Below are 14,837 nucleotides of genomic sequence, written 5' to 3' on the forward strand. Positions count from 1 at the left end.
GTCCTTATTCACGTCCATAAGGACAATCGGCCACATTCACATCAAACTGAAAAGGCGGCCCACGCCGGAGGCGTACCATAGGAGTTTTCTGCTGCAATTTGTTCTGAAATGGCGCACCCGACAGGATTCGAACCTGTGACCTTTGGAATCGGAATTGGTTATCCATGGTTCTAAGCTATTGTTTTATATGATACGCGCTCGAAACTGGACTAGAACTGCGCTACCTTGCGCTCTTCGGCAGTCGCGGGGAAATTAGCTCAGTACAGAAAATTTTAGCACGGCAAATCCGCGTCATCGGAATTGGAAGACAACGATTATAAGCTATTGTTTTTTCGTGTTCTGCAATTCAGCTGCACTATGAATGCGCTAGATTCTTGCTTTGCTATCGATAGGATCGAATGGCAGCTTGATCAAGCTCTGCCGCGGGTACAAGCTTGAAATGTCGTTCCTCGACCACCTTCACCGTGTTCTCCTCCACGGTGAGTTCGAATAGTGCGATTTTCTCGGTTCCGATAAATTGTGCGGATACAGCTCTAGCCCTCATGCCAGGATATTGCTGTGCGCACCAAGCGAGATCTTGTTTTGTCTGCACGACTGAAATTTGGTCCGTGCCGCCTTTTGCCTGGACTGGTATGGCGTAGTGACAACCGTATTTGTCTATGCCGACATATAGCTCGTCGATTTCAATCTGCCCTATGCCTCTCACGGTAGTGCGCAAATGATTTTGCAGCGAATAGGTGGTAAGGCCTAGGAAAATATCGATAAGACGATTGTAGCGGACAATCGCGAGTAGAGCTTGCTCATCATCCAAAGCATACGCTCTGATCATCTCAGGCGTGCCATCCGGAACCCCGATGGTAACAAGCTCCTCCCTCGGTAGAATTCGGTTTAAAGGAACTAAGACGAACTTGTACCTCGCCCGTCCAGCTCCTTCGATGATCCATTCCATTCCGGGCGGTTGGGTAGCAACAATCGCTTCGGGAAAGCTTTTCCGATAGCGGAGGGCATAAATCACATCCCCTAAGTTTTTGGGGAGCGACACCTCCATGTCCGTTGCTGCACGCTCAATATCTGCTCGCTCGAACTCGAATTCAGTCACCCCATCGCTATAGCGCTCTGAGAAAATCCGGCCGATAATTTCTTGATATATGTTCCCCCGAGGGCTCCTAGCCATCGCTAAGTGCCTCTAGCGCTGCCAGTCTCGCAGCTTCCGTCTCATGCTGCTTCCTCTTCCGGATATTAGAATTCCGATCTCGCTTCGTCTTCGGAGCCACCACCCCAAGAAGATCGGCGGCCTCGCTGACCGTTGCATAAAGCAAGGCTTCATCGCCCAACTCGATGGTTTCATCCGGCCGAGTTGCTTCTTTGCCCATCGCAGCAATTAGGCTGCTTGCAACAGCGCGAGCTAGCGGGGGAGGAACTGAGTTGCCTATCTGCCTCGCACCGTGCCATTTTGTGGAATGCAACCTGAACCAGTCTGGGAATCCGTGAAGGCGAGCCATCTCCCGTACTGTGATGCAGCGCGAATATCGGTAGTGGATCGGTCTAGGGCTGGTGAATGCACCTCGTGCTCCATCCGTGCCCGCACGAAGTGTATTCGATACACCGTTCGCGTCGAGCTTGAAAAATCGGCTTATAGGCTCGCTCTCTCCCGATGGAGTTTCCGCGAAACGGCGGCGAGAAATCTCCGTATGCTCTGTCCTCCAAGAAGAGGTTAAAGTCGCGGGATCCCAATTTCTTCGATAGCCGAAATGCCACGCGTAATTGGTGAGGCAGCGGAGCTCAGCAGCATACAGGCTAGGCTCTCCGTATTTAACTGTCTTCGCTTTATCGCCGTTAGCCAACTCATCGAACTGATCGGCGTCCGGCAAATCCCCAATGGCATCCTCAACGCTCGGCCCAGCTGGAAGGCGATCCGATGTGCCGTTCGCGGCGCGGGTAATTGCCGGTGGGAACTCTGGCAGGGCCAGCCCACGTTTACATCCGATCAAAATAAGTCGCTCGCGTTGCTGCGGAACGCCGTATTCCGATGCATTGAAAACTTTCCACGGTAGACGGACATCGTAGCCGGCCTTCTGAAAAGCCTCGACGACTTCCTCCAGAAATTTGCGTTGTCTGCCAACTGTCAAACCCTTCACATTCTCAAACACGAAGTAGTTGGCATCTAGCTCGGTAACAATCCGGACGAAGTCGTAAACCAACCTGTTTCGTGGATCGTCCAAAGACCGCTGACCGATCATGGAGAAGCCCTGGCATGGAGGTCCACCAAAGACGACATCTACCGTCGCATCAGCGCTTAAGCCGGCCGCTTCCCTGATTTCCTCCCCCGATAAGCCTGTGACGCTGCGAGGAAGCACGGCGCAGTTTGGAAAATTGAACTTGTGGACGGCACAATGGACGGGGTCGATCTCAACCGCTGCTACAATATCGAAACCAGCTTGCTCGAAGCCGAGGCTTAGACCGCCTGCACCCGCAAACAGGTCGATGCCAATAGGTCTGATCATAATCCTACTCCGCAAACTTTTCTGCGGCCTCGGGGGCAGTTCCCGGCGGCCCCAAGAAGTGCCTTATGCTTGCAACCGCGCTATCAAGATCTGCAACCTGACATTGCCAGACGACAAGCGATTCCCATCCTGCTTCTCTTAGCGCGTTTATGGTTCGTTCGTCTCTAGCTTTGTTGGCTTCGATCTTGGGTATCCAATACTCATTTCGAGATTTCGGTAGTTTTCCCTTTGAGCAGTTATGCCCGTGCCAAAAGCATCCGTGTATAAATACAACCTTATGGCGAGATGGGAAGACTATATCAGGGCGACCCGGAAGTTTTTTTGCATGTAGTCGGAACCTGTATCCCAGCCGATGCAATGCACGTCGGACCGCGAGTTCCGGGCCAGTGTCTTTCTGACCTACAGATTGCATAATGTGGCGGCGCTGTGCGGGTGTTCTGGTGTCTACCAAATCACGCTCCGGAGATGCCGTAGAGTTCGGGTTCCAGTCGGTACGCTATAGTTTGCGTAATCGACAAAGGTAAGGCGTGCGCCGCCTCCGCTTGGTAGGCAGCAACGCCATCGGCAACTGGTATGCCCTGCATCTCAAAAACTGCTATCACTCTTTGCGGCCCAATGCGCTCAGTTTTGGCGGCAACTGGAACGATGAAATCGATATCGCTAAGTCCAGCTTCTATGCTGGTGCGATGAGACATTAGCGCAACTTGTGACTTGATCTGATCGGGCAGAATAGGCTCGTCCCGATTTGCCTCGAATGTTACAAGCGCCTTTTGTAGGGTCGCCCCAGTCTTGAATGTCATCAGAAATAGCGCGTCGATTTCAGGAACGCCCTTGATGCTGTTCTGTAGATGAAGGAAATCCACGACCGTTATATTAGAAAATAGGGCGAAGTGAGTTTCCAGAACGCGCTGATGAACGCAGACTTGAGTTAGCCATGGCTCGTCCGCTCGGCCGAGTGCTCGTGCAGCGGAAGGGAGAGATATCGTTTCAATCCGATGTACGACAACGTCAGGCGGCAAAACAAACTCATCGGGAAATGGGATTGTTTGGCCGGGAGAAAACGGCACAAAGTCGAACACTCTCCCTTCACTGTAAGACTGGCGTGCTGTGTAACCGACCTCAGCGATTTCCTGCGGCCAATGAGCGTTCCGATTTTTGCTCCTGAGGAAATCTTTCAGAAAGTTTGCCGGATTGGTTGCTGCCAGCGAAATCCCTTCATCCGCGCGAAGCTGCAGGATTACCTCCTGAATTTCGTCGTTGGTCACTGTATGAGCGGTGAAAGATCCGGTTTTCCAATTGTATCGGCGATCAAACAAAACGCGGAAAACGGCAGGTTTTTCACTTCCGCGGGCCATAATTATTCACCTCATTGATTCGTTCTGCAGTCTGATTCTATCTAAAGAGGCGAATTTTCAAGCAGGAGGGGGCGGGTCATAAGAAGGGCGATAATCCAAGCGCGAGCTTGCGATGCAGAACGCGGTGACAATTGGCACAGAGGCATTTCAAGTCGCTCGTTTTCGACTTGTGACCAGGTTGCATCTTCGCAATATGGGTTCTGTGGTGATGAACCTCGATACAGGCCGCACCGGCTTCAGCGCCATAACGCTCAACCGGATCGAGCCTGCATTCCTCGCAAAAAATTCGCCCGTGTTCTGCGATAAACTCCGATAGTTTCTGTTTCGATAGGCCGGGCTGCCGCTCACGTTTTAAGTGAGTTACAATTTTGGGATTTCCCTCAATCCAGCTTCGTTCCTCGTCGGTTGGGGTGAAGCCGTTCAACTCTTGTTGAATCTGCGAGGGGTGAGGTCGAGGGCGAGCGGCAGCGCCACTTTTGGGCACGATCCAAAGGCCGGCGTTCTCAAGTAGCTCAAAACAAATCTCCCCCCAACCGGCGCTAAAGTGAGCTGGATAGACCTCTATCCCAAGCGCCTCCTCTAGAGCCAAACCGAATATTTTTTTAGGTGCAAGGGGAATTCCATCGTCGGTTAAGGCATCATAGTCGCGGGACGGTGCGAAGTTAGGAGCCTCGCCCCCTGCAAGGAGCCTCCGGACAGCGTTATCTATATGAAATTCTGTAACTTTCCGCAATTCTCTGGCAGGTAATCGAACAAACTTGCGGATACTTTTAGCTGCGCCAATGGCACTCAGCAGTGCCGCCGGACTTGTGCCAGGCGTTGCAATCAGCAACTTGCGCCAAGCACCATGGCTGTGACTGCCTGTATTCATAGCGCGCACAAGTTCATCGAAACGTACCGAGATTGGCGCCTGTCGATTAAAGGAAAGCCGGCGCTTCGCAAGTTCAACTCCTTGTACCGGCCGGCTATCAAGATAAATTTCGTAAGCAATTTTTCCGGTATCTAGACGGGACAATAGCAACTCAAGAGCTACCCGATAATCACGGTTTCGATCAGTGCCGCTACGGCTTTGAAAGGTAATACCAAGCTCATGGAGCTCAAGCTTCGCATTGAGTGGAGTGCCATCGTCGGTGAGAAGAATCATGGGGGAGTTCATCTAAACCACCATGCTCAGCAACTGTGGGATTGTCTAGTTTCTCGCAGGTTTTTCCGGCAAGTCTCCCGGTATGAGCAGATTGATTGGGACACCAAGCATATCTTGGAGTTCAACCTGTAGGACGCCAGAGTCAAAAGCGTTGCACCCAGTAGGCATCGACAAGAATATCAAGATCGCGACCATCTGCAACATCACCACGGACTACAGAGCCGAGCACCCGTGGGGTGGCCGCACGAAAGGGCCGACTGGGGAGCGACATCGGCGCGGTGCCTTCCGAGTGCGACTGACGGTCTCATGAGCGATCCAGTTTTCTTCTTATCAATCTACCGCGGCCATCTCTGAGCCGCAATTCGCCGACTTTTGAGGAGGCTAAGGTGTAATTTCTAGCGCTGAAAATTCCTATGCCGCCTTCGGCCCAAAGCAGCGTCGAGCAAAGCAATTTTCTTCGGTTGCGCCGACGAGCGCGCGGTAGCTGGAGACTGGCACTGGAATGACAATCAAATAGGCCACGTTAAGCCGGTAGCAACTTGGCACATCATAATTTCGAGTCGAAATAATACGATCATCTGAAGGAATATGAGATCACATCTTGCGAGGTATTTCGCGAAGCCAATTTCTTGAGTCTGTCCCTGTCCGCCTTTGCCTGACTGGAAGGTGATTATTTGGGTTTCGGCATCTAGGCGTGTCCCGCCGTGATGTGATGCGTTCCTGAGCTGGTTGTCACGTTCTAAACAGAGGGCGTCAAACGCTGGTATCGCGGCGAGGGGTCCGAACCTGCTTGGCTTGTCTAGCCGAAGGTACTCTTTCAGCGTTAGACTTTGAAACTGGTCGAACGCTCTTCCGGCGATTATGTTACCGAAGTACGCCATGATGTCGATGTTCGACGACAATGCTTCGAAGGTATTGCCGTAGAACATCTTTACCGAATCGAAATCAACTGATGAGGCCATGTTTCCATCTGGAATTTCCAGGCCACGGACTACATCGAAGTGAACTTGGGCAAACTGGTCGTAGCTTTCGAAGTATGCCTTCAACAATTCAAAATATCGCTCTCCACGCTGATTAGAAATCTTGTTATAGTGTTCACGGAACCGCTCAAACTCTTTGCTCTCTAACAATGGCCGAATCTGATCGAAGGCATCTCGGAACGGACCTTCGAAGGCTGGCTGGCTGAAGAATAGCATGAATCTCCACAACCAATCCTGGATAGATTTCAGCGGGTCTGACGCGTAGTAAATCTCGGATGCGGCCTTCAGTCGATCGCCAATAAGATGCGCACGGCCACGACGATGCAATGACCATGTGGTTTTGAGAAGCTTCCACTCTTCCTCGAAATCAGGTCGGCGGAACGGCCGCTCCTTCCACTTTTTGCTATTTATCTCCTCAAGACTAGCGGTAACGATGGAGCCGTTTTTTTCTGCTACCTCAAACCGCTCTCGGAGTTGGTCCATGCGCGGGAATGCAAAATCCTTGTCACGCTGATGGATAGGCACGATGAAATTCGCATCCACGTTGACGATAGGTGCGCCGCCCACCTCGTCAATCCATTCTGCATTTTCGACAGGTTCTACCCAGTGGGTAATTTTTTCATAATCGATACACAAGGCGACGACTATGTCCTCCCCGCAATGGCGGCAGGGAAAACGATGAATCTGCCTACTTTCCTGCCCCATGCCTATACGTATCGTGTGGGGTTGATCACACGTCGAACACTTGAAGGCGGACCGAACGATCATCTTACCAACTCTGATCTCATGCACGAAAAGTGGTGCTTTAAACCATTCGCTTGGCCGCTGGAAGGTGGATATGTGTCAACGTGACCTTAGTGCCCATGCATGCAGAGCACCGGGATCCACGTCTCCTTTTGGCGAATAACTGTCACCTTCCCAGGAATGCAGGGAAAATCTAATCGCACAAAATATGCAATTTCTGATGTTTCGAAGTGCAATAGCCGCTCTGGCCCTGAACAGCCATTGCAAGGCGATTTGGACATGTCGGAGATGGGGTGGCTTTCTCCCTGCCCGCTTCGGCCGACCAAAATGGCGAAGCTGCCGTTTGTGTGCCGCCGCGCTTCGGCTGCAACGCGCCTCCATATTCGCCGTTCCGGCCCAATCGAATCGATTTCTGAAGCATCTCATCTGAGCGAAGGCGGACGGTGCACTAAGGAACGAAAGTTGACGCACTGCAGATGACAAACGCTCTAGTTGCTGCTTTCCTGTGTGGAATCAACCAGAGACCAAATTTATGGATACGCTCAAGGAATTCCGTTTCTTTCCATATTACTTGAATAGCCGACGTATTGCCGACATCACGGGAGAGAGGCTCCCGTTGGCGAGCCAAACATCGTTGAACAATAATTCCAGCACCAGAGTTGACGCAATGGATGCCACATTGAGGGCATCGAGACGCCTAATTTACTCAGGCAAGGTTCCGAATTTGGTAAGCTTGATCTCTCGTCGAGAGATCGCCAACGAACGCGTGCTTAGTTTTGTCTGGGGCGTTTTCACGTTTCGCGGAGCATCTAAGGCCCTGGACTTGGAACTCAAAGGTAAGCCAATAGTCAACGGCAGCTTCTCCGGTACCATTCCTCTGGGCGACCGCGAATACAAAATATCAGGGCAGATGCACAACGAGCATTACTATTCTGACAGCTCCATATCCGTGTTGACCAAGAAAAGAAGGATGCTCATTCTTGGCCATTTCGATTTTAGTGATGAAGACAGTGTAATTGTCTCACCTTATGTCATGGGTGAGCTTGTAGAAGACCGATATTTTGCAACGTCCCTCTCATCAAGTATCCGCGTCTTCCCTAATATGATTGATCAATTTGCGAAAATCAGAGAAATTCCTCTACCGAGCAAAGAAGAGCTACGGCTTCTGGAAACTATGCCTGAGGACGACGTGAAGCAGGCCTTCGCTGACATCATTGGCGAACCCTACGTGCCCAAAGACTGGGGCGGCGAGAAATCGGACCTGACGACCACCAAGATAACATTGGACGGTAAAACACATCCGACTGCCTTTATATTCAAAGGTCCGTCCGTGCGGGGCGAAATGCATCCGGCAAATATGGGTAAACGCGGTGATCAATTAGTGAGAGTTTTCGATGAACCGGTGAACCTTGTTGTCGTGCAACACTGGAATAAGATCGCGAATTCGGTCGTCCGTATTGCAGAGGCTTTGGCTTACGATCCTAGGCAACCGCGCCAATATTGCATTATTGACGGCTCGGAGACTGCCCACATCCTAAAAGCGTACGGGCGCTTGAAATAAGACCCAGCCCATGTCGCCATCTTAGAAACCGAAAGCCAACAGTCTGCTACCGGCCTCAGCTCTGCCGTCCGTCAGCCTCAGACGAACAGTGGGTTTCGGGGGACGACGAAAGCTCCCCAAACGGCAGCAATGGGGTGGTAAGCCGACATGCTGATAAGGAGCGACAATATCTCCTTTCGGGCGCATAACTGTCACTTTCCAGGCCTGCCGAGGCCCGAACCTAATAAAATTTGCAAATCCTGATGTTCGGAAGTGAGACAGTAGGAAAGCCTTGATCTCGTAGAGTAATTTTCAGTTGGCGTCAGGGTCTCGCCCTTGCTGCTCATCGGCAACATAACGAACGGCATGGAAACGCTGCCTTTCGTGAGGTTTTGATGAAACAAGCTCGGGTTTTAACGGATGCGGAATTCAAGCGGCTGCTGGCGGTGGTCGCGCAGATGAAACATGCGGGACGTAACCGGCTGGCGCTCATGTTGTCGCACTTCGCCGGATTGCGCGTCGGCGAAATCGCTGCGCTGACCGTGCGCGACGTAATCGATGGCGATGGCAAGGCACGCGAGCAGCTACGCTTGAGTGCGGAAGTCACCAAGGGCGGACATGCGCGCGTCGTGTTCCTGAACGACAAGCTGCGCCGGGAGATCGAAAAACACCGAGGCGAATGGTCCGAAGACCGCGCAGCCGACATGCCGCTGCTGCTGACGCAGAAGCGCACGGCGTTTTCCGCCAACACGCTCTGCCAGCTGTTGGGACAGCTTTACCGGAGTGCCGGTCTCGACGGGGCGACCTCGCATAGTGGTCGGCGCTGGTTCATCACCCGGCTTGCACATTCGGGTGTCAGTCCGAAGGTCATCATGACACTCGCGGGCCACCGCAACCTGACAACGACGCAGCGATACATAGATGTGCGCGACGACATGATGAAGGCGGCGGTCGATCTGTTATAGCCGCAGTTGTCGTGAAACACGACAAAGGTCATGCGTTACAACACGTCCACGCAGCAACCAACCGACAAGCCGTTGCCTGAACGGTGCGGAGTTGGCAAAAGTCGGCAGGTGTTCTTGCGGTTTCTGCTCAGTAGTCTGGTGCCGTTTTAGCCAATCCAGCATGTCGGTGCGGTGCGTGCGGCAACGTTCGCGGCGTTCGGCTTCGGCGTTGAGCCGTAAAATCTCCACGTCATCATCGAAAATATCGTTGTGCAGTTGCCCGGCGAGAAACGTCATGACCTCATCCGGCACCTTTCTGTCTCGGGCGCTCATTGACGTGAGATAGCTTGGCCCCTTGCCGAGCATCCGCGCTGAAAATTCGGCCTTGCTCTGCACGAGACCCACCTGCTGCATACGCTCGCAGACGTTTTCCAGAAATTCGATATCGCTGACCATGGGTTCCTCCTTCAAAAGCCTGCGGTTCTGACCTGTTTGACGCAGACTTCCGCTGCTGACCGCTAAATAGCTGAGATATTTATCGGAACGATGCTGCTGAAGGAGCAGCAGGAGGACGGCATGGAGCATAACAACAAGGAACAACGTCAGCGTCTGCGGGACGCCTATATGAAGCTTGGACTGCAAATGCAGCCGACTGCCTTTGTCACTCTGACGACGAATGACACGGTCAAGACCGATGCTCGCAAGAAGAAGGATCAGGGACCACCCAAGGCGCTGACGTGGAGACATCAGGGCGAACCGAAGGTGTCGGAGATATCAAAGACGCTGGATATGACGCGTTTGATCGGTGAATACCTCGCCATGATGGACAGGGCACTGCTCGGCCGGAATTGGAGCCAAGTTTCACCTGATCAGCGCACGGATGGTCTTTTCATCATCGAGCATACCAAAACGAATATCCACGCCCATGGGCTTCTACGCTTTCCGGCCGCGAAGACCCGCGATCTCGAAGTCCTGACGCTGATGAAGTGGAACCGGCTGACGCAATCCGGGGACACGAATTTTCAATCGATCTGCGATGTGGATCGCGTGGCCGAGTACTGCATGAAAGAGATGGCTAACGTGCAATTCAGCTCTGATCAGGTCGTCCTCACCCGGCAGTTCATGGCTGCCTGATACATACGTTCGCAATGACACCACCCTGGCCTCGCCGGTGGTCCCTCGTGCGCACGGATTGGCATAACGATTGCTGCTCTCCCAGAGCGGCAGTTGAAAACCATGACTAACTGATAAGGTTCAAGATAACCAAGAACGCCTTCGGAACGACTGCACAGACCCTCATACGGTCGAAGACGGCAGACACTCAAATCTCAAGACAATCAAAAATCCCACCGAATGATCCGTCCGGATCGAATTTCCCCCGAACTAAACGAAACGTTCTAACTCCCCATTAGCCTCCGGCATGCAAGGTTGCTACCCGATGCCAACGGAGCAACGGGCGCATGAGCCTCCGAACGAAGCGCGTGCGCGCCTATAATGAACAGAATGGCCGCTGCTATTACTGCCAGTGGCCGATGTGGGAGCGTGCTTTCGAGCCAGAAGATCACGCGCTTAAACGCATCACAGCCCTACGCAGTCACAAAACCGATCCCGTTTCCAATCTGCAAAGCTTCGAATGCACTGCCGAGCATGTCGTGCGCCTAGCCGACGGCGGCACCGACGACAGCTCCAACATCGTTGCTGCCTGCCTCGACTGCAACAGTGCGCGCAACGGCGCGGCTTCTGCCGATTGGCAGGTTGATCGCGCGGCAGCTAACCAATTCGAGGACGCAAGCCAGGACAAAGGCTTTGATCCTGCCCTTTACGAGATACCCGGTCTGACACAGCAATACCGCTTCAAATGGCATTACAACTTCTTCGTGGAGAAACCGCGCTGGGAGGTCGAAGTCGCAGCAATGAAGCTGGGCGACTTTTCAACGGCCGGCAACCGATACCAGACCGCCGATAGCATATCGCTGATCTATCCGGCGTTCATGGGCGAGGACGACTTTGCACGACCGGGCGAGATATTCGCGCGGCACCGGGTAATCCCCGGCGCTCAGATGATGCTGGAAAATCCCGCGCATGAAGCCGCGTTGAGGGCGGTGTTCGCAAGCGCGGTCGTAAAATGAAAATAGCGGCAGGACCGAAGCCCTGCCGCTATTCTTACCATATATCGTCCTGACGCTTCAGCCTGTCCAAAAGGAATGACCGGGTTTCGCCTTTCGGCTCTTCTTCCGGAGGTCCTTCAAGTTCACCGAACAGGTCTTGCAGATATCGCCGCTGGATTTCCCGGCGATAGCTATCTTCTCCGAACTCACCCGTCTTTTTCAGGCGCGGTAGCGGAAACTCCTCGATGACCTCCCGCGCCGCCTGATAAGCTTCGTTGGCAGGGGCGTGGATATCGGCCTCATAAACTATGAAGGCCGCTTCATCAGGGGTTCCCTCTATACGCTCGCGGTAGCTTTCCACGAGCCGTTCGGCCTCGTTGACGAACTGCCGACGGGTTTCCGCAGACAGTTGCTTGCGATTGATCGCAAAGCCTATCCTGCGCATGAGGTCATCACGCTTGTCATTCCATTCTATAGCAGCCTTGGAAGCCGAAATGGAAAGATCGGTCTTGGCCTCCTCGTCGTAGGCGGCATAGCTGCTGCCGAGCAGGCGTTTCATGTCCGTAGAATGAACAGTCTGACCGCCAGCAAGTTCGTCTAGGGCGATGCTGGTACAGCCGGCGAGCAAGCGTTTGGCTACATATTGATTAAAATCAATCATTTGTCCCTCCGGGCCAAACAGAAAAAGGGGGCTTTCGCCCCCGATTTCATGTTCAAGCCGCTGCCTTCAGGTTCAATGCAGCAAGGAAGCCTTCCGGCAAATCTGCTGTCTTGAAGCGAGGATCAAGTTCAAAGGCATCCTTGACTTTCTCCCATGCCTTGGCAACGATTTCCACGAGGCCGGCTACATCGGTGGCTCCGAAGAGAATATCGCCGCCGCCGTCACTTGCCTTCCTGACGACCATCAGGCCGAGGCCGTTGCTATCGAAGGCAACGTCGGAGACGATTTCCTTGGAGAGCGTCGTGCGACCCTTCATGAAGTTGACCTTCACGGGGATTTCACTCGGCTTGTTGCCGCCACGCGCGCCGCCAGCTTCCCGGCTTGCGCGTTCGAGCTTGCGTAGCGCCTCGATCCCGGTGGTCTTCTTCCCGTTCGTATCGACATGGACGGCATTGTTGATCGCGTCCGTGATTTGATCGAGGGAGACCAGGGTTTCGTCTTTCAGCAACTGGGTCATCGGATAAGCGTAGTTCTCGAAGGAACGAAGCTTACCGCCCTTGTCGTGAAAGATCGTCCGCATGATCGGCAGAAGCATGTTACTCTGGCCGAGTTTGGATTTCTCCTTATCGGTCAGGTCCATGCCAGCGATCTTCTTAAGATCCGGTGGCATCTTGACGTCAAGGGCCTTCATCAGATTGATGAATTCCTTGACCTTCGCGATGTCGCCCAGCGTCTCGCGGACGAACAACGCGGTCTGTGCAAACAGACCGGCACTGTCGAGGTCGAGTTTGGTTTGTCTGTCAACCAGGCCTACGGCGGTAGCGGCAAGCACCTTGATGCGTGCTGCTACGGTATCGGTAGGCTTGGTGATCAATGCGGTTTTCAAAAGTTCGCTCATTTGCAACGTCCTTGTTCTCGGTGGCCGAAGCCATCCAGTTGGATGTGACGCCCCGATCGGATGATCGAAGCCCGCAAAGCAACCCGGCGCACAGCGCCGTGAAAACAATTCAATTTGCAAAGAACACAGCCGGAGGGCTGTCGGAAAGCAGTGCCTTCCTACGGGCGAAGGAATATCACAGGGATCACTATTGTAAAGCCGGAAGTATATTAATGGATAATGATGGATTAATATTGGAAATGAGATTTTATTAAAATTATAAGTATAAACTTCTTCATATATATGAAGAATATTTCTGACGCTCTGCTGACTTTCTCGACATAACTCATTTCACATTGCTGCGATAGAGCAGATAGTCATCGTAGATCGTACGTGAGCGCAATCCCGCTAGCGCCGGATGTTCCCTGCGCGCTTGGTCGAAAACGCTGGCAACCGCTTTTGCTGACGGCGGGGCAGCCAGCCGGGACACATTGCCGGTCAGTGGCAGTTCGGCAAGTTCCGGCTCTTCGACAATCCCGCCGGTCATCGCGGCAGCTTCCAGATACGCGCTGATTGGCATGAAAGCCGAGAATATTTCGTCGCGAACGAATTCGATGCCGAGCATCGGGCGCAACGCCATGATGTCGGAAATCCACAACGACTGAAACACCGGGCCAGCATCGGTGAGATTATGCAGGGCATCGACCGCATGACCGCATAATCGGCTGCGGGTCAGCAACATGACGGCTTTGCCGTTGGGATCATAGAGCCGAGTGACCGGCGGGAAATTTGCATTCGGTCGCGCATGCCAATGCAGACGACGAAGCAGGGTGTTCGGTAATAACCGTCGATATCGACCGGGATGATCCATCTCGTGGACGGTGACGGCTTTGCCATCGCTCAGCGCAAACAGCAGGATTGCGCGCCATGAAAGTGCCGAAAGATAGCTACGGTGGTGCAATTCGCCGTCGATCTCGTAGCTCAGGTTCAGGGAAGTACCCTTTCGCTTGATTTTGTAAAGGCGTTCAGACCCTACATGCAGATCGGTCATAAAGAGCATGGCAAGGTCGATTTGTACCTGCGTGGGCTTGTCGTCGTGATGGTCGTTTGAAGAGGGCTGCATCTGGTCTCCGCTCGATTTCGGCGGAAACAAAATTCCAGATGGCGCAAAGGGCGAGTTCAAAGTGCAGCCCGGAGGAACAGTGACAGCGCGCGGGCTCCGGGGGGCAAGTTTTGCGGGCAACGCGCATCAGGCAGAAGCACAGAAGCATCAAGGAATACGGTCAGGCCCGAAAACATTACCGCATAGCGTACCGACCTGACCGCGCGTCCGTGATGCTCTTTGACAGCGTTCCGGCCCGGCCGGAACGCACGAAGGCCAGGATCATGAATGATCCTATGGCCTTCGGATGCCTGCTCCGCAAAAAGTACGCAGTTTACTTCGGCTTGCGCAGCATCTGGCCGCGCTCGGCGGCGGCAGCGGTCAGTTGCGCGTCGAGTTCGCCGGCCCGGACAGCTTCAACCAGCGTGTCGATGACCTTCGGCAGCACCGAAAGCTCGCCAGCCTCGATGGCGTTCTTGTCCTTGGCGAATTCGATGGGTTTGCCCGCATAGCGGATCGCAAAGAACACCTTGCCGTTGCCGTCGGTGAACCAGCCCTGACGCACGCGCTTGGGGGCTTCGACCTCGACGCGGACGCCCTCGGCATTCTTCTTGCGCACGATATGCGTCGGCGTGAACGCCTGACCGGCGATCTTCGCCTCGGCCATCTGCTTCTGTTCGGCCAGCGCCGCGATCATCTTTTCCCGCGAACGCTGCACCGGATCGACGGCAGCGCGAACCGGGACTGCGGAGGTGAGCGTGAGAGCCTTGAGGTGGGACATGCTGTAATCCTTTCCGAAACCGTTGAACGTGTTTCCCGGATACAGCCGTCTGCCAAAAGGGCGAGCAAAGAGTGTCTTTCGACGCCACCTGTAACCA

Annotated in this window: 15 protein-coding genes; 4 read left to right on the forward strand and 11 right to left on the reverse strand. The window is 53.6% G+C overall.

Annotated elements, in window-relative coordinates; translation table 11 throughout:
* Positions 1–382 precede the first annotated feature (382 nt).
* From MKI86_RS22200 to MKI86_RS22225, 6 genes are all read right to left on the reverse strand, one after another.
* Positions 383–1,099 carry an endonuclease gene (locus tag MKI86_RS22200; protein WP_241605431.1) on the reverse strand — a complete coding sequence of 239 codons (717 nt, stop codon included), beginning with the start codon at positions 1,097–1,099 and terminating at the stop codon, positions 383–385.
* Positions 1,100–1,166: 67 nt separating this feature from the next.
* Positions 1,167–2,504, reverse strand: a complete 1,338-nt coding sequence (locus MKI86_RS22205) for a DNA cytosine methyltransferase (RefSeq protein ID WP_241605433.1) — start codon at positions 2,502–2,504, stop codon at positions 1,167–1,169.
* 4 nt (positions 2,505–2,508) lie between these two features.
* Complete coding sequence (locus MKI86_RS22210) at positions 2,509–2,955, reverse strand: very short patch repair endonuclease (protein WP_256465756.1); 447 nt, start codon at positions 2,953–2,955, stop codon at positions 2,509–2,511.
* Position 2,956: 1 nt separating this feature from the next.
* Positions 2,957–3,859 (reverse strand): hypothetical protein, encoded by a 903-nt coding sequence (locus tag MKI86_RS22215; protein WP_241605435.1) that lies wholly within the window; start codon positions 3,857–3,859, stop codon positions 2,957–2,959.
* Between the two features lie 76 nt (positions 3,860–3,935).
* Positions 3,936–5,003 (reverse strand): HNH endonuclease, encoded by a 1,068-nt coding sequence (locus MKI86_RS22220; protein ID WP_241605437.1) that lies wholly within the window; start codon positions 5,001–5,003, stop codon positions 3,936–3,938.
* Positions 5,004–5,512: 509 nt separating this feature from the next.
* Positions 5,513–6,688 carry a hypothetical protein gene (locus MKI86_RS22225; protein ID WP_241605440.1) on the reverse strand — a complete coding sequence of 392 codons (1,176 nt, stop codon included), beginning with the start codon at positions 6,686–6,688 and terminating at the stop codon, positions 5,513–5,515.
* Positions 6,689–7,259: 571 nt separating this feature from the next.
* On the opposite strand from MKI86_RS22225, the gene MKI86_RS22230 reads away from it, so the two are divergent.
* Both MKI86_RS22230 and MKI86_RS22235 read left to right on the forward strand, forming a co-directional pair.
* Positions 7,260–8,288, forward strand: coding sequence for a hypothetical protein (locus tag MKI86_RS22230; RefSeq protein WP_241605441.1), 1,029 nt, complete (start codon positions 7,260–7,262; stop codon positions 8,286–8,288).
* 374 nt (positions 8,289–8,662) lie between these two features.
* Positions 8,663–9,232: a tyrosine-type recombinase/integrase gene (locus tag MKI86_RS22235; RefSeq protein WP_241605442.1), complete on the forward strand. Its 570-nt coding sequence runs from the start codon at positions 8,663–8,665 to the stop codon at positions 9,230–9,232.
* On the opposite strand, the gene MKI86_RS22240 is transcribed toward MKI86_RS22235, so the two are convergent.
* A complete protein-coding gene (locus MKI86_RS22240; protein ID WP_241605445.1) occupies positions 9,227–9,667 on the reverse strand; it encodes a DUF6626 family protein in 441 nt (146 codons plus the stop codon). The genes MKI86_RS22235 and MKI86_RS22240 overlap by 6 nt on opposite strands.
* A 120-nt stretch (positions 9,668–9,787) precedes the next feature.
* On the opposite strand from MKI86_RS22240, the gene MKI86_RS22245 reads away from it, so the two are divergent.
* Together MKI86_RS22245 and MKI86_RS22250 are read left to right on the forward strand one after the other, a co-directional pair.
* Positions 9,788–10,345, forward strand: a complete 558-nt coding sequence (locus MKI86_RS22245; RefSeq protein ID WP_241605446.1) for a hypothetical protein — start codon at positions 9,788–9,790, stop codon at positions 10,343–10,345.
* Between the two features lie 326 nt (positions 10,346–10,671).
* Positions 10,672–11,340: an HNH endonuclease gene (locus MKI86_RS22250; protein WP_241605448.1), complete on the forward strand. Its 669-nt coding sequence runs from the start codon at positions 10,672–10,674 to the stop codon at positions 11,338–11,340.
* Between the two features lie 34 nt (positions 11,341–11,374).
* Here the strand turns inward: MKI86_RS22250 and MKI86_RS22255 are convergent, their stop codons facing one another.
* The 4 genes from MKI86_RS22255 to MKI86_RS22270 all read right to left on the reverse strand — a co-directional run bounded on the left by MKI86_RS22255 (position 11,375) and on the right by MKI86_RS22270 (position 14,740).
* Complete coding sequence (locus MKI86_RS22255; RefSeq protein WP_241605451.1) at positions 11,375–11,980, reverse strand: hypothetical protein; 606 nt, start codon at positions 11,978–11,980, stop codon at positions 11,375–11,377.
* A gap of 52 nt (positions 11,981–12,032) precedes the next feature.
* Positions 12,033–12,878 (reverse strand): hypothetical protein, encoded by an 846-nt coding sequence (locus tag MKI86_RS22260; protein WP_241605453.1) that lies wholly within the window; start codon positions 12,876–12,878, stop codon positions 12,033–12,035.
* Positions 12,879–13,203: 325 nt separating this feature from the next.
* Positions 13,204–13,980, reverse strand: coding sequence for a DUF2958 domain-containing protein (locus MKI86_RS22265; RefSeq protein ID WP_241605455.1), 777 nt, complete (start codon positions 13,978–13,980; stop codon positions 13,204–13,206).
* 313 nt (positions 13,981–14,293) lie between these two features.
* Positions 14,294–14,740, reverse strand: coding sequence for a hypothetical protein (locus MKI86_RS22270; RefSeq protein WP_241605457.1), 447 nt, complete (start codon positions 14,738–14,740; stop codon positions 14,294–14,296).
* Positions 14,741–14,837 lie beyond the last annotated feature (97 nt).

This window comes from Shinella sedimenti (assembly GCF_022601905.1).
Taxonomy (GTDB): Bacteria; Pseudomonadota; Alphaproteobacteria; order Rhizobiales; family Rhizobiaceae; genus Shinella; species Shinella sedimenti.

What these genes read in the sequence shown, in the direction of transcription:
- MKI86_RS22205 (WP_241605433.1), bottom strand. Translation starts at nt 2,504, where the DNA reads ATGATCAGACCTATTGGCATCGACCTGTTTGCGGGTGCAGGCGGTCTA.
- MKI86_RS22240 (WP_241605445.1), bottom strand. Translation starts at nt 9,667, where the DNA reads ATGGTCAGCGATATCGAATTTCTGGAAAACGTCTGCGAGCGTATGCAG.
- MKI86_RS22265 (WP_241605455.1), bottom strand. Translation starts at nt 13,980, where the DNA reads ATGCAGCCCTCTTCAAACGACCATCACGACGACAAGCCCACGCAGGTA.
- MKI86_RS22230 (WP_241605441.1), top strand. Translation starts at nt 7,260, where the DNA reads ATGGATACGCTCAAGGAATTCCGTTTCTTTCCATATTACTTGAATAGC.
- MKI86_RS22260 (WP_241605453.1), bottom strand. Translation starts at nt 12,878, where the DNA reads ATGAGCGAACTTTTGAAAACCGCATTGATCACCAAGCCTACCGATACC.
- MKI86_RS22255 (WP_241605451.1), bottom strand. Translation starts at nt 11,980, where the DNA reads ATGATTGATTTTAATCAATATGTAGCCAAACGCTTGCTCGCCGGCTGT.
- MKI86_RS22235 (WP_241605442.1), top strand. Translation starts at nt 8,663, where the DNA reads ATGAAACAAGCTCGGGTTTTAACGGATGCGGAATTCAAGCGGCTGCTG.
- MKI86_RS22245 (WP_241605446.1), top strand. Translation starts at nt 9,788, where the DNA reads ATGGAGCATAACAACAAGGAACAACGTCAGCGTCTGCGGGACGCCTAT.
- MKI86_RS22250 (WP_241605448.1), top strand. Translation starts at nt 10,672, where the DNA reads ATGAGCCTCCGAACGAAGCGCGTGCGCGCCTATAATGAACAGAATGGC.
- MKI86_RS22225 (WP_241605440.1), bottom strand. Translation starts at nt 6,688, where the DNA reads ATGGGGCAGGAAAGTAGGCAGATTCATCGTTTTCCCTGCCGCCATTGC.
- MKI86_RS22215 (WP_241605435.1), bottom strand. Translation starts at nt 3,859, where the DNA reads ATGGCCCGCGGAAGTGAAAAACCTGCCGTTTTCCGCGTTTTGTTTGAT.
- MKI86_RS22220 (WP_241605437.1), bottom strand. Translation starts at nt 5,003, where the DNA reads ATGATTCTTCTCACCGACGATGGCACTCCACTCAATGCGAAGCTTGAG.
- MKI86_RS22270 (WP_241605457.1), bottom strand. Translation starts at nt 14,740, where the DNA reads ATGTCCCACCTCAAGGCTCTCACGCTCACCTCCGCAGTCCCGGTTCGC.